Here is a 21982-nt window from a genome sequence, read left to right on the forward strand (position 1 = left end):
CACACACCACCCGAACGCTCTGCCGCGACGCGGCGGCGCACTCATGAGAACAGTCCTAGGAGGACACAGTGGCTAAGGCCAAGTTCGAGCGGACCAAGCCGCACGTCAACATCGGAACGATCGGTCACGTCGACCACGGCAAGACGACGCTGTCGGCTGCGATCTCGAAGGTCCTGGCAGACAAGTACCCGTCGGCCACCAACGTGCAGCGCGACTTCGCGTCGATCGACTCCGCTCCCGAGGAGCGCCAGCGCGGCATCACGATCAACATCTCGCACATCGAGTACGAGACGCCGAAGCGCCACTACGCGCACGTCGACGCTCCTGGTCACGCTGACTACATCAAGAACATGATCACGGGTGCTGCCCAGATGGACGGCGCGATCCTCGTGGTCGCCGCCACCGACGGCCCCATGGCGCAGACGCGCGAGCACGTGCTGCTCGCCAAGCAGGTCGGCGTGCCGTACCTGATGGTCGCGCTCAACAAGTCCGACATGGTGGACGACGAGGAGATCCTGGAGCTCGTCGAGCTCGAGGTCCGCGAGCTGCTCTCGAGCCAGGGCTTCGACGGCGACGACGCTCCCGTCGTGCGCGTCTCGGCGCTCAAGGCGCTCGAGGGCGACGAGGCCTGGACCCAGGCCATCGTCGACCTGATGGACGCCGCTGACGAGAACATCCCGGACCCGGTCCGCGACCGCGACAAGCCGTTCCTCATGCCGATCGAGGACGTCTTCACGATCACCGGCCGTGGCACGGTCGTCACGGGTCGCGCCGAGCGCGGCACGCTCGCGATCAACTCCGAGGTCGAGATCGTCGGCATCCGCCCGACGCAGAAGACCACGGTCACGGGCATCGAGATGTTCCACAAGCAGCTCGACGAGGCATGGGCCGGCGAGAACTGCGGTCTCCTGCTCCGTGGCACGAAGCGCGAGGACGTCGAGCGCGGCCAGGTCGTCGTGAAGCCGGGCTCGGTCACGCCGCACACGAACTTCGAGGGCACGGCGTACATCCTCGCCAAGGACGAGGGCGGCCGCCACAACCCGTTCTTCACGAACTACCGCCCGCAGTTCTACTTCCGCACCACCGACGTCACGGGCGTCATCTCGCTGCCCGAGGGCACCGAGATGGTCATGCCCGGTGACACCACCGACATGACGGTCGAGCTGATCCAGCCGATCGCCATGGAGGAGGGCCTCGGCTTCGCCATCCGCGAGGGTGGCCGCACGGTCGGCGCCGGTACGGTGACGAAGATCATCAAGTAGTCATCCGACTGCGCTCGGAGGGGGTCAGGCTTCGGCCTGGCCCCCTTCGTCGTGCGCGGCCGGCGCCGCCCACGGCTAGCATCCGGATGTGGAGCGCGACGAGTTCGATGCATTCTCGACCCGGCTCGCGGACTGGGCGGCCGACGCCGACGACGTGCTCGGCCTCGTGCTCGTCGGCAGCACCGCCGCAGCCGGGCACGAGTCGGACGCGTGGAGCGACCACGACTTCTTCGTCATCGCCGAGCCGGGCGCGGTGGAGCGGCTGCGCGCGACCGCGGCGTGGCTCCCGAGCCGGCGCTCGTCGATCGCGCTGCACGAGCGCGACACCGAGCACGGCGCGTGGGTCGTCTACGACGACGGGCACCTGCTCGAGTACGCGGTGTTCACGCCCGCCGAGCTCGCCGCGAGCCGCAGCGGTGCCCACCGGGTCGTCGTCGACCGCGTCGGGGACCTGCCGGCGCGCATCCGCCCGACCCTCGAGCCCGTGCCCCGTGATCCCGCGACGCTCGCGACCGCGCTGCACCGCGCGCTGCTCGTCGGCGGCGGGCGCGCCGCGCGCGGCGAGCGCCTCGCCGCGCGGCGGCACCTCGTCGACGCCGCCGGATCGCTGCTCGCGCTCGCGCAAGCGCTCGAGCTGCCGCTCGGGCCCGCCGACCCGCACGACCCCTGGCGGCGGGTGGAGCTGACGCGTCCCGAGCTCGCGGCGGCGCTCGACGCGCTGCTCGCACGAGCCGATGCCGTCGCGGCGCTGGAGCTCGCCGAGCTCGCCGAGCGGATCGCGGGCGGGGAGCGGTGGTGGCCGGGGCCGCTCGCCGACGCCGTGCGCGGGCGGCTCGCGACGATGCGCGGCTGAGCCCCGGCGGGACTGGACGCGGACGCCGCACGAGCGGAGGATGGAGCCGTGGCAGAGCAGCGGACGAGGCCGACCGACGTCAGCGTGCACGAGTTCCTCGACGCGGCGCAGCCCCCGCGACGCGTCGACGAGGGCCACCGCCTCGCGGCGATCATGCAGGAGGAGACGGGCGCGGAGCCCGTCATGTGGGGGCCGACCATGATCGGGTACGGCTCGTACCACTACGTGTCGCCGTCCCGGACGTCGACGACCGAGGGCGACTGGCCGAAGGTGGCCTTCTCGCCGCGCAAGGCCGCCATCTCGCTGTACGGGCTCAAGGACCTGCCGGACGGCGCCGCGCTGCTGCCGGAGCTCGGCGCGTACACGGAGGGCGCGGGCTGCGTCTACGTCAAGCGCCTCGAGCAGGTGGACGAGGACGTGCTGCGGCGGCTCATCCGGATCGCCTGGAGCAGGACCGACGACCCTGCTCGATGACGAGGCGGCCGCTGACCAGCCGGCCGGTGCGACGCCGGGCGGCCGCGCGACTGCCATAGCCTGGACGCGTGGTGGAGATCATCGAGTTCGAGACGCAGGAGACGACCATCGAGGGCCTCGCCCTCATCCGCATGAAGCAGGTGATCGAGGACCGCGGCACGGTGCGGGAGTTCTTCCGCGCCTCCGCGTTCGAGGCGGCCGGCATCCCGCTGCCCGCCTTCCGGCAGGTGAACGTCACCGAGACGAACCCGGGCGCGATCCGCGGCATGCACGGCGAGGCGATGGTGAAGCTCATCGCGATCGCCCACGGCAGCGCGTGGGGCGCATGGGTCGACGCCCGGCCCGAGTCGCCGACGCGCGGCGCCGTCTTCCAGACCGCGCTCGAGCCCGGTGTGCAGATCATCGTGCCGGAGGGCGTCTGCAACGGCTTCCAGTCGACCGGCGACAGCCCGACGCAGTACGTCTACTGCTTCACCGCGGAGTGGGTGCCCGGCATGACCGGCGTCGCCATCACGCCGCTCGACCCTGCGCTCGGCATCGACTGGCCGCTGCCCGTCGACACCGGCGATCGCTCGCGCATCAGCGAGAAGGACCTCGCCGCGCCGACGCTCGCCGAGGTGCTCGCCCGTGGGTGACCCGGTCGGCGTCGCCGGCGCCGTGCTGCTGCTCATCGGTGCCGCCTTCAGCGCGGTCGTCTGGCCGGCGTTCCTGCGCCGCATCGCGGCCGACCCGCGCTCGCGCGACGCGGCGGGGAAGCCCACGCGCTTCCTCACGGTGCACCTGACGCTCATCGGGACGGCCCTCGTCATCGCCGTCGCGCAGGCGGTCGTCGGCATCTGGTGGCTCGCCTCGCGCTGATCGGCGGCCCGACCGCGGACGTCCATGGCGCGTCCAGCGCGCATCCGGTTGGCTGGGGGACAGTCGGCGCAGCCGCGTCGGCCAGCTGACGAGAGGTGCGACCATGGCAGACAGCCCGATCCGCGATGGCGGCGACCAGCCGCTCGACGACGAGAAGCCGCTGCGCACGGCGACCGACGGCGCGACCGCGGGTGCCGACGGCGAGACGGCGACCGACCGCGCGACGACGCGCGTCGGGCACGGCGAGCACGGCGACGCGCCCCTGCCCGGTGGTGACGCGGCCGGGCCGCTCGACGGCGCGGACGAGCCGGGGCCGGACGGCGAGCAGCCGCCGGTGCCCACCGGGGGAGAGCCGCCCGCTCCGGACCCGAACGTGCAGTACGACGGCCAGGCCGACTTCACGGCGGAGGCGACGGGCGAGCGCTACACGCGGTCGGTGCAGGAGGGGCTCGACGCGATCGACGAGCACAAGGCCCGCATCGCCGAGCTCGAGGCAGAGCGCGACGGCGCGCCCGACGTGCCTGGCGAGCCGCTCCAGCCGGGGCCCGGCGCGCCGGACGTGCCCGGCGGTCCCGACCCGAGCAGCCCGGAGGCGCCGGAGGTCCCGGTGCTGCCCGATGCCCCTGGTGCGCCCGGTGCGCCCGCGACGCCCGGTGCGCCCACCGGTCCCGACGCCCCGCAGGGTCCTGGCGTGCTGCGGCCGCCGTCGGGCGGCGACGACCCCAGCGGGCTCGACGACCCCTACGACGGCGGCGTGCCCCGCTGACCGGTCGCCCGGCGCTGCTCACGCGGCGCCGGGCACCCGTCGCGCCGCGGCCTCGACGAGCGCGCGCAGCAGCTCCTGCACGGCCGGCTCCTGCGGGTCCGCGACGACGGCGCCGATCTCGCGCCGCGCGAGCGGATGGCGCACCGGCACCTCGCGCGCGCCGTCGTCGATGCGCGCGGGGCTCGGGGGCAGCACGGCGACGCCGAGCCCTGCCGCGGCGAGGCCGCGCGCCGCGCGGTAGTCGCCCACCTCGAACGCCGGCTCCGGCACCTCGCCCGCCGAGGCGAAGAGCGACTGGACGGCGTCGTGGATGCCGAAGCCCGGCGCGAGCATGATCTGCGGCCAGGCGCGCAGCGCCTCCACCGACACCTCGTGCATGCCGGCGAGCGGATGGTCGGGGGCGGCGACCGCGACGAGCGGCTCCGCGTAGAGCATCGTCACGGCGCCGTGGGATGGCGGCGGGCTCGCCACGACGGCGATGTCGGCGGTGCCGCCGGCGAGCGCCTCGAGGCACGTCGCGCGGGAGCCGTGGAGCAGCCGCAGCGCGACCGCGGGCCAGCGCGCCCGGAACCGTCGGATCGCCTCGGGCACGAGCCGCTCGCCGAGCATCGTCTGGAACGCGATGCCGAGCTCGCTCGCGCCGATCTCGCCCGCCCGGGCGATCGCCGAGAGGGCGTCGTCGATCGATCGCAGGGCCGCCTCCCCGGCGTCGGCGAGCGCGTCGCCCGCGGGCGTGAGCGCGACGCCCCTGCCCTCCCGCCGCACGACCGCGGCGCCGACCACGCCGGCGATCCGCTGCAGCGCTCTCGTCGCGCTCGGCTGCGGGATGCCGAGCTCGTCGGCCGCGGCAGTGACGGTGCCGGTGCGCCGCACGGCGACGAGCACGGGCAGGTCGCGCAGCAGGCGTGCGTCGTGCGGCTCGGCATGCATGTGCTCAGCGTATGGGATGCCCGCCGAGCGGCATTGGTCATGCGCCTGACGATGGCTTAGCGTCGGAGCCGTGACCGCCGCATCCGCCACCCTCGAGCGTCCCGCGGCGGCGATCACGCCCCGCAGGCTCACCGTCGCGCTCCTGGCGCTCGGGCTCGCGACCTTCACGCAGCTCTACGCGATCCAGGGAGCGCTGCCCCAGCTCGCCCGCGAGCTGGGCGCGAGCCCCTCCGAGGCTGCGCTCACCGTCTCGCTCGCCACCGCCGGCCTCGCGGCCTCCGTGATCCCGTGGGCGTTCGCGGCCGACCGCTTCGGCCGGCTCGCGATGATGCGGCTCGCGGCGATCGGTTCGATCGTGCTCTCGGCGGCGGTGGTCCTCGCGCCGACCACGGAGGTGCTGCTCGCCGTGCGGTTCGTGGGCGGTGCGATGCTCGGCGCGGTCCCGGCGCTGAGCGTCGCGGTCGCGTACGAGCGGCTGAGCGGTCGCGCGGCCGCCGCCGTCGCAGCCGCGTACATCGCCGGCACCTCGGTGGGCGGCGCCGCCGGCCGGCTGGTCGTCGGTCCGCTCGCGCCGCTCGTCGGATGGCGCTGGGCCGTGCTCGTGGTCGTCGCGGTCGGCACCGCGGCGATCGTCGTCTTCCTGCTGGCCATCCGGGGCAGGACCGAGGGGCCGCCGCCCGCGGCCGAGCCGCGCCGCCGCCGCATGGCCGAGGCGCTCCGCGGGCCCGGCCTGCGGTCGCTCTACCTGCAGGCGTTCCTGCTCGTCGGCGTGCAGGTGGGCGTCTACAACTACCTGGCGTTCCGCCTCGAGGCACCGCCGTACGCGCTCGCCCCCGCGGTCGCGTCGCTCATCTTCGTCGCCTACGCGGCCGGCACGATCGGGTCGCGCTCGTCGAGCTGGGTCGCCGGCCGCATCGGGGCGCGCGCGACGATGCTCGCGGGCCACGGCACCATGCTCGTCGGCCTCGCGCTGCTCGCGCTGCCGCCGCTGCCGGTCGTGATCGTGGGCCTCGTGCTCGCGACGCTCGGCTTCTTCCTGGCGCACGCCACCGCCGCCTCGCAGGTCGGGGCGCGGGCGAGCGCGGTCGCGAGGTCGCAGGCGGGCGCGTTCTACACGATCGGCTTCTACGTCGGGTCGGCGGTCGTCGGCTGGGCGCTCGGGCTGCCCTTCGAGGCCGCCGGCTGGCCCGCGCTCACGGCGTGCGCGATGGGGCTCGTCGTCGTCTCGCTCGTGCTGTCGCTCGTCGCCGCGCGCGCGGAGCGCTCCGAGCGCCGCGCGATGCAGGCGGCCTCGGCCCGCTAGGACCCGGCCAGCGCGGACCCCTCGGGCTGCGTCGCCTCGAGCCCCGCCCGCGCCGCGCCGAGGCGGCGCCCGAGCTCCGCCGCCGCGGCGGCGCACCGCTCGCCGAGCGCCGCCCACGCGGGGCCGTCGACAGGCCCCGCGTCCAGCAGCCGGAAGGTGAGGCCGACCGACGCGGCCGGCACGCCCGCCGCGTCGAAGGCCGCGGCGGCCACCGAGCCGTAGGCGGGGTCGACCTCGCCCTCCTCGGTCGCCCATCCGCGCCGACGCACCGCGGCGAGCATCGTCGTCAGCGCTGCGCGCGTCGCCGGCCGCTCGCCGGCCAGGTCGCGGTCGTGCGGCAGCAGCGCGCGCACCTGGTCGTCGCCGAGCGCCGCGAGCATCGCGCGGCCGGTCGCCGTGCGCACCGCGGGCAGCCGCACGCCGACGCGCGACACGGTCGCGGGGGAGCGCCTGCCCTCGCCGCGGCCCGCGTAGGCGACGTCGCTGCCGGCGAGCACCGCGAGGTGGCTCGTCGCCGGCACCGTCGCGGCGGCGACGAGCCGGTCGAGGATGGGCTGCGCGAGCCGCTCGAGCCGCGTGGCGGCCGCGACCCTCGAGCCGATCTGCTGCACGCGCGCGCTCGGTCCCCACGCACCGAGCTCCGGGTAGTGCACGAGGAAGCCCTCGTCGCGCATCACCTGCAGCAGCTGGTAGGCGCTCGAGCGCGGCAGCCCGAGCTCGCGCGCGATCGTCGCCGCGCGCACGGGCCCCGCCTGCTCGGCCAGCAGCGACAGCACGCGCAGCGCGCTCCGCGCCGCCGGCATCCTCGCCACCGCCATCCGCCCCTCCGTCCTCGCCGCCCGGCCGTCGCCCGGTGGACAGCGAGCGTAGCCGAGTCTGAGATCTCAGACGGCAATGGACGCGGAGCCGATGCGGCGGCGAGCGCGCGGCAGTGGAATGGGGGCATGCCAGTGATCATCGGAGACGCCCCCCTCAGCAGGCACGACGTCGTGCAGGTCGCCCGCTTCGACGCGGAGGTCGTGCTCAGCACCGCGGCGCTCGAGCGCATCGACGCGGCCCGCGCCGTGATCGACGACCTCGCCGCCGACGTGCGCCCCCACTACGGCATCTCCACCGGCTTCGGCGCGCTCGCGAACACCGCGATCGCGCCGGCCGACCGCACGCGCCTGCAGCAGTCGCTCATCCGCTCGCACGCCGCCTCGAGCGGCGAGCCGGTCGAGCGCGAGGTGGTGCGCGGCCTCATGCTGCTGCGGCTGCAGACCCTCGCGACCGGCCGCACGGGCATCCGCCGCGCGACCGCCGAGCTCTACGCGGCGATGCTCAACGCGGGCATCACGCCGGTCGTCGGCGAGTACGGCTCGCTCGGCTGCTCCGGCGACCTCGCGCCGCTCTCGCACGTCGCGCTCGCCGCGATGGGCGAGGGCATCGTGCAGGTCGATCGGCCGGGTGCGGAGCCCGGCACGAGCGAGGTGGTGACGATGGATGCGGCAACGGCGCTCGCGGAGGCAGGCCTCGCGCCCGTCGTGCTCGCCGAGAAGGAGGGCCTCGCGCTCGTCAACGGCACCGACGGCATGCTCGCGATGCTGTGCCTCGCGCTCGCCGACCTCGACCGGCTGCTCGACACCGCCGACCTCGCGGCCGCGATGAGCGTCGAGGGCCTGCTCGGCACCGACGCCCCGTTCGCGGCAGACCTCATGGCGCTCCGGCCGCACGCCGGCCAGGCGACGAGCGCCGCGCAGATCGGGGCGCTGCTGCGCGGCAGCGCGATCGTCGCGAGCCACAAGGGGCCGGAGGACACCCGCGTGCAGGACGCCTACTCGCTGCGGTGCGCGCCGCAGGTGCACGGCACCGCGCGCGACACCGCGGCGTACGCCGAGCGCGTCGCCGAGGTCGAGCTCGCGAGCGCGATCGACAACCCGGTCGTCATGCCGGACGGCCGCGTCGTCTCGAACGGCAACTTCCACGGCGCGCCGATCGCCGCCGTGCTCGACTTCCTCGCCATCTCGATCGCGGACGTCGCATCGATGAGCGAGCGGCGCAGCGACCGGTTCCTCGACCCGTCGCGCTCCTTCGGGCTGCCGCCGTTCCTCGCCGACGACCCCGGCGTCGACTCGGGGCTCATGATCGCGCAGTACACGCAGGCAGGCATCGTGTCCGAGCTCAAGCGGCTCGCCGTGCCCGCATCCGTCGACTCCATCCCGTCGAGCGCGATGCAGGAGGACCACGTCTCGATGGGCTGGGGCGGCGCGCGCAAGCTGCGCCGCGCGATCGACGGGCTCGAGCGCGTGCTGGCGATCGAGGTGATGACCGCGGCCCGCGGCATCGAGCTGCGCGCCGAGCCGCCGGGGGAGCGCACGGGCGAGGCGATCGCGCTGCTGCGGCAGCACGTGCCCGGGATCGGCCCCGACCGCTTCCTGGCCCGGGACATCGAGATCACGCGGCTGCACGTCTGGAACGGGGCGGTGCTGCTCGCGGCAGGGCTGACCGACCGCATGCGCTCCTGGGCCGCCGACGGCGACGAGGCCTTCCGCGCTGGGCGCACGACCGCCGCGACCGACACCGACACGAACGACGAAGGAGACCGATGATGGACGGCGCACGCGAGGTCCGAGCCCACCGCGGCAGCGAGCTGCACACGAAGGGCTGGCAGCAGGAGGCCGCGCTGCGGATGCTCATGAACAACCTCGACCCCGAGGTGGCCGAGCACCCCGACGAGCTCGTCGTCTACGGCGGCACCGGTAAGGCGGCCCGCGACTGGGCGTCGTTCGACGCGATCGTGCGCGAGCTCACGACGCTCGAGGACGACGAGACGCTGCTCGTGCAGTCGGGGCGCCCCGTCGGCGTGATGCGCACGCACGCGTGGGCGCCGCGCGTGCTCATCGCGAACTCGAACCTCGTGGGCGACTGGGCGACGTGGCCCGAGTTCCGCCGCCTCGAGGCCGAGGGGCTCACGATGTACGGGCAGATGACGGCCGGCAGCTGGATCTACATCGGCACGCAGGGCATCCTGCAGGGCACGTTCGAGACGTTCGCCGCCGTCGCGCGTGCGCTCGGCCGCGACAGCCTGGCAGGCACGATCACGCTCACCGCCGGGCTCGGCGGCATGGGCGGCGCGCAGCCGCTCGCCGTCACGATGAACGACGGCGTCGCCATCTGCGTCGACGTCGACCCGAGCCGCATCGCGAGGCGCATCGAGCACCGCTACCTCGACGTCGAGGCGAGGACGATCGAGGATGCGCTCGCGCGCGCCGTCGAGGCGCGGGACGCCGGCACGCCGCTCTCGATCGGCCTGCTGGGGAACGCCGCCGACGTCGTGCCGGAGCTGCTCGCCATGGGGGCGCCGATCGACATCGTCACCGACCAGACGAGCGCGCACGACCCGCTCGCCTACCTCCCGAGCGGCGTCGCCTTCGAGGACTGGGACGCCGAGCGGCGGCGCGACCCCGAGGGCTTCACCGAGCGTGCGCGCGCCTCGATGGCGCGCCACGTCGAGGCGATGGTCGGGTTCCAGGCGGCGGGGGCCGAGGTGTTCGACTACGGCAACTCGATCCGCGCGGAGGCGCGGCTCGGCGGCTACGACGACGCGTTCGCGTTCCCCGGGTTCGTGCCGGCGTACATCCGCCCGCTCTTCTGCGAGGGCAAGGGCCCGTTCCGCTGGGCCGCGCTCTCGGGCGACCCCGAGGACATCCGCCGCACCGACGAGGCGATCCTCGAGCTCTTCCCCGACGACGCGCACCTCGCGACGTGGATCCGGATGGCGCAGGAGCGCGTGCAGTTCCAGGGGCTCCCTGCCCGCATCTGCTGGCTCGGCGCCGGCGAGCGCGACCGCGCGGGGCTGCGCTTCAACGAGATGGTCGCCGACGGCACGCTCTCGGCGCCCGTCGTCATCGGCCGCGACCACCTCGACTCCGGCTCGGTCGCGAGCCCCTACCGCGAGACCGAGGCCATGCGCGACGGCTCCGACGCGATCGCCGACTGGCCGCTGCTCAACGCGCTCGTCAACACCGCGTCCGGCGCGAGCTGGGTCTCGATCCACCACGGCGGCGGCGTCGGCATCGGCCGCTCGATCCACGCCGGGCAGGTGACCGTCGCCGACGGCTCCGAGCTCGCCGCCGAGAAGCTCGCGCGCGTGCTCTCGAACGATCCCGCGATGGGCGTCATCCGCCACGTCGACGCCGGGTACGACGAGGCCGCGACGTTCGCCGCCGAGCACGACGTGCGCGTGCCGATGCGCGATCGCGCGTGAGGCGGCGCTGACGTGGCGAGCACGCTCCTCACCGGCATCGGCGAGCTGACGACGAACGACGACGAGCTCGGCCGGATGCACGACGCGGCCGTCGTGGTCGACGGCGACCTCGTCGCGTGGGTCGGCCAGGCATCCGCCGCGCCGGCCGCCGACGAGCTCGTCGACGTCGGCGGGCGAGCGGTGCTGCCCGGCTGGGTCGACAGCCACACGCACCTCGTGTTCGCGGGAGACCGCACCGCCGAGTTCGAGGCCCGCATGGCGGGGGAGGCGTACGCGGCCGGCGGCATCGGCGTCACGGTCGCCGCCACGCGCGCGGCGACCGACGCCGAGCTCGCCGCCAACCTCGACCGGCTCGCCGACGAGGCGCTGCGCGGCGGCACCACCGCGCTCGAGACGAAGACCGGCTACGGCCTCACGGTCGCCGACGAGCTGCGGTCGGCGCGCATCGCCGCGGGCCGCGCAGACTCGGTCACGTTCCTGGGCGCGCACCTCGTGCCCGCGGAGGCGTCGGACGACGAGGCCTACGTCGACCTCGTCGTCGGCGACATGCTCGCGGCCGTCGCGCCGCACGTCGACGCGGTCGACGTCTTCTGCGAGCGGGGCGCCTTCGACGAGCGGCAGTCGCGGCGCGTCCTCGAGGCGGCGCGCGCCGCCGGGCTCGCGCTGCGCGTGCACGGCAACCAGCTCGGCCCCGGCCCCGGCGTGCGGCTCGCGGTGGAGCTCGGCGCGCTGAGCGTCGACCACGTCGCGTTCCTCGACGAGGAGGAGGTGCTGCTGCTCGCCGAGAGCTGGCACGGCGGCCGCGGCACGGTCGCGACCGTGCTCCCCGCGTGCGACCTCTCGACGCGCATGCCGCTCGCGCCCGCGCGCCGGCTGCTCGACGCCGGCGCGGTCGTCGCGATCGCCACGAACTGCAACCCCGGCACGTCCTACACGACCTCGATGGCGTTCTGCGTCGCGACCGCGGTGCTGCAGATGGGGCTCACGATCGAGGAGGCGGTGCGCGCGGCGACGCTCGGCGGCGCCGTCGCGCTCGACCGCGATGCGCCGCGCATCGCGCCGGACGGCCGCGCGCTCGCGCCGCTCGGGCGCATCCGACCGGGCGCTCGCGCCGACCTGCAGGTGCTCGACGCGCCGTCGATCGCGCACCTCGCCTACCGGCCGGGCGTACAGCTCGTGCACGCGCTCTGGCGGGCGGGCGAGCGGGTGGTGTGATCGGGAGCGGCGCACGCTCGCCGCGTCCAGGGCCGCTCCAAAGGTGCACCACTACGCTCGCGACATGACCGTGAGCCTCAGAGGACTGTCGACGGCCGTGCCGGCGACGCAGCTCGTGCAGACCGACGTCCAGGAGGTGTTCGGCTCGCAGCCGGGGCTGTCGCGGCTCGCGCAGCGCATCGTCTCGACCTCGTTCGGGCTCTCGGGCATCGAGCGCCGCTACACGGTGCTCGAGGAGCTGACGCTCCACGGCCCGCCCGCCGAGGACCCCGCCTTCTACGACCGCGCGAGCGGCCTGCTGCTCGACCCCGGCACGCGGCTGCGCAACGACGTCTACGCCGAGCACGCCTCCCGGCTCTACGTCGAGGCGGGCGGCGCGGCGATCGCCGCGGTGCCGGGCATCGAGGCGGCCGACGTGACCCACGTCATCACGGTCTCGTGCACCGGGTTCTACGCGCCCGGGCCCGACTTCGTCATCGCGCGCGACCTCGGCCTGCGCGCCGGCGTGCAGCGCTACCACCTCGGCTTCATGGGCTGCTACGCCTCGATGCCCGCGCTGCGGCTCGCGACGCAGCTGTGCCAGGCCGACCCCGAGGCGGTCGTGCTCGTCGTGAGCGTCGAGCTGTGCACGCTGCACCTGCGCACGTCGAACGACCCCGACACCATCGTCGCGACCTCGCTCTTCGGCGACGGCGCAGGAGCAGGCATCGTGACCGCGCGCGAGCTCGAGCCCGGCGAGCGCGGCTTCGCCCTCGACGCCTTCGCGACGCGCACGACGCCGCAGGGCGAGGGCGCGATGGCGTGGCGCATCGGCGACCACGGCTTCGAGATGGTGCTGTCGAACGCGGTCCCGTCGCTCATCGGCGAGCACGTGACCGGAGCGATCGAGCCGCTGCTCGAGTCGGAGCCGCCGCTCGTCGACGCGCTGCGCGACGGCGCGGTGGGCGGCGCGATCGACCACTGGGCCATCCACCCCGGCGGGCGCAGCATCCTGGACCACGTCGAGTCGACGCTCGCGCTGTCCGAGTCGCAGCTCGTGCCGGCGCGCGAGACGCTGCGCGACTTCGGCAACATGTCGAGCGCGACCGTGCTCTTCGTGCTCGACCGCATCCTGCGCGACCCGGGTGCCGCCGACGGCGACCGCGTCGCGGCGATGGCGTTCGGCCCGGGCCTCACGGTCGAGTCGGCGCTGCTCACCGTCCGAGGCTGAGCGGGGCCGACGTGCCGCTCGGACGGCTGCGCGCGCGCGACGAGGACGCGCGCGAGCTCATGGACGACCCGGGCTGCGACCCGGCGATGCTCGCGCGCACCTACGCGCGCTTCGACCTCGTCAACGCCGTCGTGTCCGGCCGACGCGCGATCTACCGCCGCTGGATCCGTCCGCGCCTGCGCGCGGGTGGCCCCGTGCGGCTGCTCGACGTCGGCACCGGCGGCGCCGACCTGCCGCGCCGGATGCTGGAGTGGGCCGCACGGGACGGCGGCGCCCTCGAGGTGGTGGCGATCGACCCGGAGCCGCGCGCGATCGCCTACGCCCGGGCGCAGCCCGCGGTGCCGGGGCTCGAGCTGCGGCAGGCCGCGACGGGCGACCTCGTCGCCGACGGCGAGCGCTTCGACGTCGTCGTCTCGAACCACGTGCTGCACCACCTCTCGTCCCGCGAGCTCGGCGCGCTGCTCGCCGACTCGGAGGCGCTGCTCGCCCCCGGCGGCGTCGCGGTGCACGCCGACATCGCGCGCTCCGCGCTCGCCTACGCGGGCTTCGCGGCCGGCACGCTGCCGTTCGAGCCCACGCTGCTGCGCGGGTCGTACATCCGCGCGGACGGCCTGACATCGATCCGGCGCAGCCACACGCCCGCGGAGCTCGCGGCCGCGGCGCCGCCGGGCTGGAACGTGCGGCGGGGTGTGCCGTTCCGGCTCGAGCTCGTGCGGGCGCAGCCCGTCCGGTCCCGGCCGTGAGCGACCACGACGTCGCGATCGTGGGCGGCGGCGCGGTCGGGCTGCACCTCGCGTGCCTGCTCGCGCAGCGCGGCACCGACGTCGTCGTGCTCGAGCGGCGCACCGAGCCGTCGCGGGCCTCGCGCGCGATCGGCATCCATCCGCCCGGGCTCGCCGCGCTCGACGCCGCGGGCATCGGCGGGGCGGTCCGCGACGAGGCGACCGAGATCCGCTCGGGCGTCGCGCTCAGCCGGGGCAGGCTGCTCGCCCGCGTGCGCTTCGGCGGCCAGCCCATCCTCGCGCTGCCCCAGCACCGCACCGAGGCGCTCCTGCGCGAGCGGCTCCACGCGCTCGCCCCCGGGGCGCTGCGCACCGGCGTCGAGCTCGCCGGGCTCGACGACGACGGCGAGCGGGTCGCGCTCGCGACGCGCGGCGATGGCGCGGTCCTCGCGCGCTGGGCGGTGGGCGCCGACGGGATCCGCAGCACGACCCGGCAGCTGCTCGGCATCCGGATGCTGCCGCGCCGCGGCGTCGGCGGCTACGCGATGGCCGACGCGCCCGACGCCACCCGCGCGGGTGCGACGGCGATGCTGCACCTCGAGCCCGGCGGCATCGTCGAGTCGTTCCCGATGCCGGGCGGGCAGCGGCGCTGGGTCGCGCGGCTCGACGCACCCGAGCCGGGGATGACGACGGCGCAGCTGCAGCGCATCCTCGAGCAGCGCGTGCCGGAGCCGCCGCGGCTGCCGGCCGACGCCGCGACGAGCGCCTTCCTCGCGCGCCAGCGCCTCGCGGAGCGCTTCGTGCGCGGTCGCGTCGTGCTCGTGGGCGACGCCGCGCACGAGGTGAGCCCGATCGGCGGGCAGGGCATGAGCCTCGGCTGGCTCGACGGGCTCGCGCTCGACGCGGCGCTCGCCCGCGCCGGGACCGCGCACACCGGGGCGGTGCTCGCCGCCTACGAGCGCGCGCGCCGCCGCGCCGCCGAGCGCGCGATGCGGCGCGCGGCGTGGAACATGGCGATGGGCGCGCCCGCGGGCCGGGCGGAGCTCGAGGCCCGGCTCGCGCTGGTGCGCGCGCTCGCCGTGCCGCCCGGGAGCGCGGCCGTGCGGGCGGCGTTCACGATGCGGGGGCTGTGACCGCTCGCCCCGCGAGGCCCGCGAGGCCCGCGAGCGACTCGAGCACGCACAGGGCCGTGAGCCGCACCGTGCGGCCGTCCTCGGCGTCGGCGGTCGCGTCGACCTCGGTCAGGTCCACGGAGCGCACCGCCCCGTGGCCGACGATGGCCCGCACGAGGGTGCGCAGCTGCCAGGCGCTCAGCCCGCCGGGAGTCGAGGCCGGGCAGCCGGGCGCCACCGAGCGGTCGCACGCGTCGACGTCGACGTCGAGGTGCACCGGTCCGCCGGCGGCCGCGGCGATCGACACCGCGCGCGCCGCGATCGCCGCGAGCGGCTGCTGCTCGAGCTCGTCGCGGGAGATGGTCGTGATGCCCGCGTCCCGCGCGCGCTGCACGTACTCGGCGGAGTTCGCGAAGTCCTGGATGCCCAGCTGCACCACGCGCCGCCCGTCGAGCCCCGCCTCGAGCAGGCGGCGCACGGGGGAGCCGTTGCTGCGCCCGTCGCGCAGGTCGTGGTGGGCGTCGATCGTGATGAGGCCGGCGGTGCCGATCGACGCGCCCCAGCTCCCGAGCGCCGCGGGGACGGTGGCGGCGTTGTCGCCGCCGATCGCGATCACGAGCCGCGCGCGGCCCGCAGCGCGCGCGACGAGCGCGGTCGCGGCGTCCTCGTCGCGGTCCGGGTCGACCGCGTCGCCGGCGTCGGCCACCCGCAGCGCGTCGACCTGCGTGCCTGCCGCGTGCGGCGAGTAGCGCCGCAGCGCCTCCCGCACCGCCGCCGGGGTCGCGTGCGCGCCGGTGGGGCTGAGCGAGGTCGCGTGCGTGCCGATGCCGAGGACGACGGCGTCGAGCCGCTCGTCGCCGTCGTCGAGCGCCGGCCACGCGCCCGCTCGCGGCCAGCGGGGGTCGTGGGCCAGGGGAGTGGCCAGCGGAGTGGCCGCGGGCGTGGCCGGGGCTGTGGGCGGGGTCGGCGACATGCCGCGAGCGTACCGATGGCTCGCGCCGGGCCGTGATGCCGCCCAAGCGCTGGGCCCGCTCACTGGCGCCGCAGAGGCTCGTGTGGTTCGGTGTCCTCACGCCGCGACCGTCGCGAGCGTAGGCAGGAGGCGTGCATGGGCATCGGCGATCTCGTGAACAAGGCGAAGGAAGCGCTCAGCAGCGAGCAGGGCGAGCAGACCAGCGACCGGATCATCCAGGGCGCAGGCGACGGCTTCGACAGGCTCAGCGGCGGGCGCTTCGCCGACCGCACCGACTCCGTGCAGGAGCACGCGGACCGGTTCCTCGGGCAGGGCGGCGCGGACGCCGCGCTCCCGCAGGACGACGCAGACGCTGCCACGGTGCAGCCGCAGGACGACGCACCGCGCCACTAGCACGCGGACGACCGAGGGGCGGGGTGCGAACCCCGCCCCTCCGCATGTCCGGGCACGGCCGCGGCCGACGCCCCGCGCGGCGACCGCCGCGCCAGCACTGCCGACTCGGCGCGACACGCCCGGGTTGCACGAGCATCCGCATCCGTGCGAGAATCGACAGGTTGCAAACGCGGCGTCTCACGCCGCTCACTGCCCTGGCAGTGCACAGGACGATCACGATCCTGGGCCGCGGGCAGCCGACACAGAAGAACTTCGCCGAACTCGAGCATGGCATGTCCGTGCTCGGTGCGGTGCGCGCCCCTCGCGGGCATTGACAGAAGAACAGCGGTGCATCGACAGGTGCGTTGCGAGCAGCCCTCCCAGGCTGCGTCGACAGGAAGAGAGTCAGCCATGGCGGGACAGAAGATCCGCATCCGACTGAAGTCGTACGACCACGAGGTCATCGACTCCTCGGCGCGCAAGATCGTCGACACCGTGACCCGTGCGGGCGCGACGGTTGTGGGCCCGGTGCCCCTCCCGACCGAGAAGAACGTGGTCGTGGTGATCCGGTCTCCTCACAAGTACAAGGACAGCCGCGAGCACTTCGAGAAGCGCACGCACAAGCGACTCATCGACATCATCGACCCGACGCCGAAGGCGGTCGACTCGCTCATGCGCCTCGACCTGCCCGCTGACGTCAACATCGAGATCAAGCTCTAAGGAACGCAATGTCGAAGATCACGACGACTCGCGGCCTGCTCGGCACGAAGCTCGGGATGACCCAGGTCTGGGATGAGCAGAACAAGCTCGTCCCCGTCACGGTGCTCGAGATCACGCCGAACGTGGTCACGCAGATCCGCACGCCCGAGAAGGACGGCTACGCAGCCATCCAGATCGCCGCCGGCCAGATCGACCCGCGCAAGGTCAACCAGCCCGCTGCCGGCCACTTCCAGGCCGCCGGCGTCACGCCGCGCCGCCACCTCACCGAGGTCCGCACCGACAACGCCGACGCGTTCGAGCTCGGCCAGGAGCTGAGCGTCGACCTGTTCGCCGCCGGCCAGAAGGTCGACGTCATCGGCACGTCGAAGGGCAAGGGCTTCGCCGGTGTCATGAAGCGCCACAACTTCGCCGGCGTCTCCGCATCGCACGGTGCGCACCGCAACCACCGCAAGCCCGGCTCGATCGGTGCTTCGTCCACGCCCAGCCGCGTCTTCCGCGGCATGCGCATGGCCGGCCGCATGGGTGGCGAGCGCGTCTCGGTGCTCAACCTCACGGTCCACTCGATCGATCTCGAGCAGGGCCTCATGCTCGTCAAGGGCGCCGTCCCCGGTGCCCGCGGCCGACTCGTGTTCGTCCGCAACGCTGTGAAGGGAGCCTGAGCATGACCACCCAGGTCGCCATCGTCGACGCCGAGGGCAAGCAGGCAGGCTCGGTCGAGCTGCCCGCGAGCATCTTCGACGTCCAGACGAACGTTCCGCTCATCCACCAGGTCGTCGTCGCGCAGCTCGCTGCCGCACGCCAGGGCACGCACTCGACCAAGGGTCGTGGCGAGGTCTCCGGTGCCGGCCGCAAGCCGTTCAAGCAGAAGGGCACCGGCCGCGCTCGTCAGGGCTCGATCCGCGCCCCGCAGATGACCGGTGGTGGCATCGTCCACGGACCGACGCCGCGTGACTACTCGCAGCGCACCCCCAAGAAGATGATCGCCGCCGCGCTCCTCGGCTCGCTGTCGGACCGCGCTCGCGGTGGCCGCCTGCACGTCGTCGAGTCGTTCGCGACGGAGGGCACGCCCAAGACGCGCGTCGCCGTCGAGATGCTCGCAGCGCTCGGCGTCGCGAAGAACATCCTCGTCGTGCTCGACCGCGCCGAGGAGGGTGCCTCGCTCGCCGTGCGCAACCTCCCCGAGGTGCACGTGCTCACGTGGGACCAGCTCAACGCCTACGACGTGCTCGTGAGCGACGACCTCGTCTTCACGAAGGCCGCCTACGAGGCGTTCGTCGCCGCCAAGTCCCCCAAGGCCCCGAAGGCCGATGAGGCAGAGAAGGACGAGAACCGATGAGCGGCTACAACAAGGACCCTCGCGACATCATCATCCGCCCGATCGTGTCGGAGAAGAGCTACGCCCTCATCGACATGGGCAGCTACACGTTCGAGGTGGACCCGCGCGCCACGAAGACCGAGATCAAGCTCGCGATCGAGAAGATCTTCGGCGTCAAGGTGGAGCGCGTCAACACCCTCAATCGCGTCGGCAAGACGCGCCGTACCCGCTTCGGCACCGGCAAGCGCAAGGACGTCAAGCGCGCCATCGTCAAGCTGAAGTCCGGCTCGATCGACATCTTCACGACTGTCGGCTAGGGACGGAAGGAACAAGACCATGGCCATTCGCAAGTACAAGCCGACGACCCCCGGTCGTCGCGGCTCATCCGTCGCAGACTTCGCTGAGATCACCCGATCGACGCCCGAGAAGTCGCTGCTGCGCCCGCTCCCCAAGACGGGCGGTCGCAACAACAGCGGTCGCATCACGACGCGTCACATCGGTGGCGGTCACAAGCGCCAGTACCGCGTCATCGACTTCCGTCGCAACGACAAGGACGGCGTCAACGCCCGCGTCGCGCACATCGAGTACGACCCGAACCGCACGGCGCGCATCGCGCTGCTGCACTTCGAGGACGGCACGAAGCGCTACATCATCGCGCCGAACAAGCTCAAGCAGGACGACATCGTGGAGTCGGGCGCAGGCGCCGACATCAAGCCCGGCAACAACCTGCCGCTGCGCAACATCCCCACGGGTACGGTCATCCACGCGATCGAGCTCCGTCCGGGTGGCGGCGCCAAGCTGGCCCGCTCGGCCGGCGCCTCGGTGCGACTCGTCGCCAAGGACGGTCCCTACGCGCAGCTCCGCCTGCCGTCGGGCGAGATCCGCAACGTCGACGCACGCTGCCGCGCCACGATCGGCGAGGTCGGCAACGCCGAGCAGTCGAACATCAACTGGGGCAAGGCCGGTCGCAAGCGCTGGCTCGGCGTCCGTCCGACCGTCCGCGGTGTCGCGATGAACCCGGTCGACCACCCGCACGGTGGCGGCGAGGGCAAGACGAGCGGTGGTCGCCACCCCGTCAGCCCGTGGGGCCAGTCCGAGGGTCGCACCCGCCGGCCGAACAAGCCGAGCGACAAGCTCATCGTCCGCCGCCGCTCGACCGGCAAGAAGAAGCGCTAGTAGGAGAGTCCGATGCCCCGCAGCCTCAAGAAGGGTCCGTTCGTCGACGACCACCTCCTCATCAAGGTGGTTCGCCAGAACGAGGCCGGCAGCAAGAACGTCATCAAGACCTGGTCGCGCCGCTCGATGATCGTGCCGGCCATGCTCGGCCACACGATCGCCGTGCACGACGGTCGCAAGCACATCCCGGTCTTCGTCACCGAGACGATGGTCGGTCACAAGCTGGGCGAGTTCGCGCCCACCCGCACCTTCCGTGGACACGTGAAGGACGACAAGAAGGGTCGTCGCCGCTAAGGCGGCGGCGAAGAAGGAGAAGGCAATGGTTGAGTCGATCGCTCGCGTTCGTCACATCCGCGTGACCCCTCAGAAGGCCCGCCGTGTCGTCGACATGATCCGCGGCAAGCAGGCCGAGGAAGCCCTCGCGATCCTGAAGTTCGCCCCGCAGGGCGCCTCGGAGCCGGTGTACAAGCTCGTCGCCTCGGCGATGGCGAACGCCCGGGTCAAGGCCGACGCGACGAACGAGTTCCTCGACGACGCCGACCTGTACGTGTCGCGCGCATTCGTCGACGAGGGCACCACGCTCAAGCGGTTCCAGCCGCGTGCACAGGGTCGCGCGTTCCGCATCAACAAGCGGACGAGCCACATCACCGTCGTGCTCGCGACGCCGACCACGGAGGACGAGAAGTAATGGGACAGAAGGTCAACCCGTACGGCTTCCGCCTCGGCATCACCACCGACCACGTGTCGCGCTGGTTCGCCGAGTCGACCAAGCCGGGGCAGCGCTACGCCGACTACGTGGCCGAGGACATCCGCATCCGCAAGATGCTGTCCACGAGCCTCGACCGCGCCGGCGTCGCCCGCATCGAGATCGAGCGCACCCGCGACCGCGTCCGCGTCGACATCCACACCGCCCGCCCGGGCATCGTGATCGGCCGCCGCGGCGCCGAGGCCGAGCGCATCCGCGCCGACCTCGAGAAGCTCACCGGCAAGCAGATCCAGCTGAACATCCTCGAGGTCAAGAACCCCGAGGCCTCGGCACAGCTCGTCGCGCAGGGCATCGCGGAGCAGCTCAGCGCTCGCGTGGCGTTCCGCCGCGCGATGCGCAAGGGCCTGCAGTCGGCGCAGCGCGCCGGCGCCAAGGGCGTCAAGATCAAGGTCTCCGGCCGCCTCGGCGGCGCCGAGATGAGCCGCAGCGAGCAGTACCGCGAGGGCCGCGTCCCGCTGCACACGCTCCGCTCGAACATCGACTACGGCTTCTACGAGGCCAAGACCACCTTCGGTCGCATCGGTGTGAAGGTCTGGATCTACAACGGTGAGCTCACCAACCGCGAGCTCGCTCGCGAGCAGGCGAACCAGAAGCCGCAGCGCGAGCGTCGCGGCCCCCGTCGCGACGCACCAGTGGAGGCGTAAACCATGCTGATTCCCCGTCGAGTCAAGCACCGCAAGCAGCACCACCCGAAGCGCAGCGGTCAGGCCACCGGTGGCACCAAGGTGTCGTTCGGCGACTACGGCATCCAGGCGCTCACGCCTGCCTACGTCACGAACCGTCAGATCGAGGCCGCACGTATCGCCATGACGCGCCACATCAAGCGCGGCGGCAAGGTGTGGATCAACATCTACCCGGACCGCCCCCTCACGAAGAAGCCCGCCGAGACCCGCATGGGTTCCGGCAAGGGCTCGCCCGAGTGGTGGGTCGCGAACGTCAAGCCCGGCCGCGTCCTCTTCGAGGTCGCCGGCGTCAACGAGGAGCTCGCACGCGAGGCGATGATGCGAGCCATCCACAAGCTGCCGCTCAAGGCACGCATCATCAAGCGCGAGGAGGCTGACGCATAATGGCGATCGGTTCCAAGGAGCTCATGCCCGCCGAGCTCGCAACCATGGACGACGAGCGACTCGTCGTCGAGCTGAAGCGGGCCAAGGAAGAGCTGTTCAACCTGCGCTTCCAGTCGGCCACCGGCCAGCTGGACGCCCACGGCCGCCTGCGCGCCGTGAAGCGCGACATCGCGCGGCTCTACACCGTGATCCGCGAGCGCGAGCTCGGCATCAGCGCCTCCCCGGCGCCCGTCGAGAAGGCAGCGGACAAGAAGAAGTCCAAGAAGGCCGACGAGGCCAAGAAGGCCGACGAGGCCACCACGGCCGACGCGGCCGAGAAGTCTGAGGAGCAGTGATGGCCACCGAGCAGCCCACGGGCGAGGCCGCCCAGCGCGGCTACCGCAAGTCGCGCATCGGCTACGTCGTCTCCGACAAGATGGAGAAGACCGTCGTCGTCGAGGTCGAGGACCGCGTCAAGCACCCGCTGTACGGCAAGGTGCTCCGCAAGTCGTCGAAGGTCAAGGCGCACGATGAGCAGAACGCCGCCGGCATCGGCGACCGCGTCCTGATCGCAGAGACCCGTCCGACGAGCGCCACCAAGCGCTGGCGCCTCGTCGAGATCCTCGAGAAGGCCAAGTAGGCCTCGGCCTCGAAGGAGATCCA

The 21982-nt window shown here is 73.6% G+C and carries 28 protein-coding genes; 25 read left to right on the forward strand and 3 right to left on the reverse strand.

Going from position 1 to position 21982, the window contains the following annotated elements; genetic code table 11:
- The first annotated feature begins 68 nt into the window (after nucleotides 1–68).
- The 6 genes from tuf to ACVWW9_RS07265 all read left to right on the forward strand — a co-directional run bounded on the left by tuf (nucleotide 69) and on the right by ACVWW9_RS07265 (nucleotide 4213).
- Entirely contained in the window at nucleotides 69–1262 is a 1194-nt protein-coding gene (tuf, locus tag ACVWW9_RS07240; protein WP_123697029.1) for an elongation factor Tu, read from the forward strand.
- Nucleotides 1263–1350: 88 nt separating this feature from the next.
- Complete coding sequence (locus tag ACVWW9_RS07245; protein ID WP_456514962.1) at nucleotides 1351–2115, forward strand: hypothetical protein; 765 nt, start codon at nucleotides 1351–1353, stop codon at nucleotides 2113–2115.
- A 48-nt stretch (nucleotides 2116–2163) separates the two neighbouring features.
- Nucleotides 2164–2589 (forward strand): DUF1801 domain-containing protein, encoded by a 426-nt coding sequence (locus ACVWW9_RS07250; RefSeq protein WP_354256535.1) that lies wholly within the window; start codon nucleotides 2164–2166, stop codon nucleotides 2587–2589.
- Between the two features lie 68 nt (nucleotides 2590–2657).
- Nucleotides 2658–3224: a dTDP-4-dehydrorhamnose 3,5-epimerase family protein gene (locus ACVWW9_RS07255; protein ID WP_456514963.1), complete on the forward strand. Its 567-nt coding sequence runs from the start codon at nucleotides 2658–2660 to the stop codon at nucleotides 3222–3224.
- Entirely contained in the window at nucleotides 3217–3447 is a 231-nt protein-coding gene (locus tag ACVWW9_RS07260; RefSeq protein WP_456514964.1) for an SCO4848 family membrane protein, read from the forward strand. The genes ACVWW9_RS07255 and ACVWW9_RS07260 overlap by 8 nt, the downstream gene beginning before the upstream one ends.
- 103 nt (nucleotides 3448–3550) lie before the next feature.
- The gene (locus ACVWW9_RS07265; RefSeq protein ID WP_456514965.1) at nucleotides 3551–4213 is read left to right on the forward strand and encodes a hypothetical protein; all 663 of its coding nucleotides are present in this window, start codon (nucleotides 3551–3553) and stop codon (nucleotides 4211–4213) included.
- A gap of 18 nt (nucleotides 4214–4231) precedes the next feature.
- Here the strand turns inward: ACVWW9_RS07265 and ACVWW9_RS07270 are convergent, their stop codons facing one another.
- Complete coding sequence (locus tag ACVWW9_RS07270; protein ID WP_456514966.1) at nucleotides 4232–5143, reverse strand: LysR family transcriptional regulator; 912 nt, start codon at nucleotides 5141–5143, stop codon at nucleotides 4232–4234.
- Nucleotides 5144–5213: 70 nt separating this feature from the next.
- Between ACVWW9_RS07270 and ACVWW9_RS07275 the strand changes: the two genes are divergently transcribed.
- Nucleotides 5214–6446 (forward strand): MFS transporter, encoded by a 1233-nt coding sequence (locus tag ACVWW9_RS07275; RefSeq protein WP_456514967.1) that lies wholly within the window; start codon nucleotides 5214–5216, stop codon nucleotides 6444–6446.
- Here ACVWW9_RS07275 and ACVWW9_RS07280 read toward each other — a convergent pair.
- Entirely contained in the window at nucleotides 6443–7264 is an 822-nt protein-coding gene (locus tag ACVWW9_RS07280) for an IclR family transcriptional regulator (protein ID WP_456514968.1), read from the reverse strand. The genes ACVWW9_RS07275 and ACVWW9_RS07280 overlap by 4 nt on opposite strands.
- 126 nt (nucleotides 7265–7390) lie before the next feature.
- On the opposite strand from ACVWW9_RS07280, the gene hutH reads away from it, so the two are divergent.
- The 6 genes from hutH (at nucleotide 7391) to ACVWW9_RS07310 (ending at nucleotide 14972) form a co-directional block, all read left to right on the forward strand.
- Entirely contained in the window at nucleotides 7391–9034 is a 1644-nt protein-coding gene (hutH, locus tag ACVWW9_RS07285; protein ID WP_456514969.1) for a histidine ammonia-lyase, read from the forward strand.
- Nucleotides 9034–10692 (forward strand): urocanate hydratase, encoded by a 1659-nt coding sequence (gene hutU, locus ACVWW9_RS07290; RefSeq protein ID WP_456514970.1) that lies wholly within the window; start codon nucleotides 9034–9036, stop codon nucleotides 10690–10692. The genes hutH and hutU overlap by 1 nt, the downstream gene beginning before the upstream one ends.
- 12 nt (nucleotides 10693–10704) lie before the next feature.
- The gene (gene hutI, locus ACVWW9_RS07295; protein WP_456514971.1) at nucleotides 10705–11907 is read left to right on the forward strand and encodes an imidazolonepropionase; all 1203 of its coding nucleotides are present in this window, start codon (nucleotides 10705–10707) and stop codon (nucleotides 11905–11907) included.
- Nucleotides 11908–11971: 64 nt separating this feature from the next.
- A complete protein-coding gene (locus ACVWW9_RS07300) occupies nucleotides 11972–13117 on the forward strand; it encodes a type III polyketide synthase (RefSeq protein ID WP_456514972.1) in 1146 nt (381 codons plus the stop codon).
- An 11-nt stretch (nucleotides 13118–13128) separates the two neighbouring features.
- A complete protein-coding gene (locus ACVWW9_RS07305) occupies nucleotides 13129–13860 on the forward strand; it encodes a methyltransferase domain-containing protein (RefSeq protein ID WP_456514973.1) in 732 nt (243 codons plus the stop codon).
- Nucleotides 13857–14972 carry an FAD-dependent oxidoreductase gene (locus tag ACVWW9_RS07310; RefSeq protein ID WP_456514974.1) on the forward strand — a complete coding sequence of 372 codons (1116 nt, stop codon included), beginning with the start codon at nucleotides 13857–13859 and terminating at the stop codon, nucleotides 14970–14972. The genes ACVWW9_RS07305 and ACVWW9_RS07310 overlap by 4 nt, the downstream gene beginning before the upstream one ends.
- Here the strand turns inward: ACVWW9_RS07310 and ACVWW9_RS07315 are convergent.
- A complete protein-coding gene (locus ACVWW9_RS07315; protein ID WP_456514975.1) occupies nucleotides 14953–15924 on the reverse strand; it encodes an arginase family protein in 972 nt (323 codons plus the stop codon). The genes ACVWW9_RS07310 and ACVWW9_RS07315 overlap by 20 nt on opposite strands.
- A 135-nt stretch (nucleotides 15925–16059) precedes the next feature.
- Here ACVWW9_RS07315 and ACVWW9_RS07320 point away from each other — a divergent pair, with 135 nt between their 5' ends.
- The 12 genes from ACVWW9_RS07320 (at nucleotide 16060) to rpsQ (ending at nucleotide 21959) form a co-directional block, all read left to right on the forward strand.
- The gene (locus tag ACVWW9_RS07320) at nucleotides 16060–16317 is read left to right on the forward strand and encodes an Rv0909 family putative TA system antitoxin (RefSeq protein WP_123697043.1); all 258 of its coding nucleotides are present in this window, start codon (nucleotides 16060–16062) and stop codon (nucleotides 16315–16317) included.
- A 390-nt stretch (nucleotides 16318–16707) separates the two neighbouring features.
- Nucleotides 16708–17016: a 30S ribosomal protein S10 gene (rpsJ, locus tag ACVWW9_RS07325; protein ID WP_021010896.1), complete on the forward strand. Its 309-nt coding sequence runs from the start codon at nucleotides 16708–16710 to the stop codon at nucleotides 17014–17016.
- A gap of 8 nt (nucleotides 17017–17024) precedes the next feature.
- Nucleotides 17025–17675, forward strand: coding sequence for a 50S ribosomal protein L3 (gene rplC, locus ACVWW9_RS07330; protein ID WP_354256492.1), 651 nt, complete (start codon nucleotides 17025–17027; stop codon nucleotides 17673–17675).
- A 2-nt stretch (nucleotides 17676–17677) separates the two neighbouring features.
- Nucleotides 17678–18352: a 50S ribosomal protein L4 gene (gene rplD, locus ACVWW9_RS07335; RefSeq protein WP_354256489.1), complete on the forward strand. Its 675-nt coding sequence runs from the start codon at nucleotides 17678–17680 to the stop codon at nucleotides 18350–18352.
- Complete coding sequence (rplW, locus tag ACVWW9_RS07340) at nucleotides 18349–18648, forward strand: 50S ribosomal protein L23 (RefSeq protein ID WP_123697046.1); 300 nt, start codon at nucleotides 18349–18351, stop codon at nucleotides 18646–18648. The genes rplD and rplW overlap by 4 nt, the downstream gene beginning before the upstream one ends.
- 19 nt (nucleotides 18649–18667) lie before the next feature.
- Entirely contained in the window at nucleotides 18668–19507 is an 840-nt protein-coding gene (gene rplB, locus ACVWW9_RS07345) for a 50S ribosomal protein L2 (RefSeq protein ID WP_123697047.1), read from the forward strand.
- A gap of 12 nt (nucleotides 19508–19519) precedes the next feature.
- Nucleotides 19520–19801, forward strand: coding sequence for a 30S ribosomal protein S19 (gene rpsS / locus ACVWW9_RS07350; protein ID WP_123697048.1), 282 nt, complete (start codon nucleotides 19520–19522; stop codon nucleotides 19799–19801).
- A gap of 25 nt (nucleotides 19802–19826) precedes the next feature.
- Entirely contained in the window at nucleotides 19827–20195 is a 369-nt protein-coding gene (gene rplV, locus ACVWW9_RS07355; RefSeq protein ID WP_123697049.1) for a 50S ribosomal protein L22, read from the forward strand.
- Nucleotides 20195–20917 (forward strand): 30S ribosomal protein S3, encoded by a 723-nt coding sequence (rpsC, locus tag ACVWW9_RS07360; RefSeq protein ID WP_123697050.1) that lies wholly within the window; start codon nucleotides 20195–20197, stop codon nucleotides 20915–20917. Before rplV ends, rpsC begins: the two co-directional genes overlap by 1 nt.
- A 3-nt stretch (nucleotides 20918–20920) precedes the next feature.
- Nucleotides 20921–21340, forward strand: coding sequence for a 50S ribosomal protein L16 (gene rplP / locus ACVWW9_RS07365; RefSeq protein ID WP_123697051.1), 420 nt, complete (start codon nucleotides 20921–20923; stop codon nucleotides 21338–21340).
- Complete coding sequence (rpmC, locus tag ACVWW9_RS07370; protein WP_123697052.1) at nucleotides 21340–21675, forward strand: 50S ribosomal protein L29; 336 nt, start codon at nucleotides 21340–21342, stop codon at nucleotides 21673–21675. The genes rplP and rpmC overlap by 1 nt, the downstream gene beginning before the upstream one ends.
- Nucleotides 21675–21959 carry a 30S ribosomal protein S17 gene (gene rpsQ, locus ACVWW9_RS07375; protein ID WP_123697053.1) on the forward strand — a complete coding sequence of 95 codons (285 nt, stop codon included), beginning with the start codon at nucleotides 21675–21677 and terminating at the stop codon, nucleotides 21957–21959. The genes rpmC and rpsQ overlap by 1 nt, the downstream gene beginning before the upstream one ends.
- Nucleotides 21960–21982 lie beyond the last annotated feature (23 nt).

Source organism: Agrococcus sp. UYP33 (assembly GCF_054060915.1).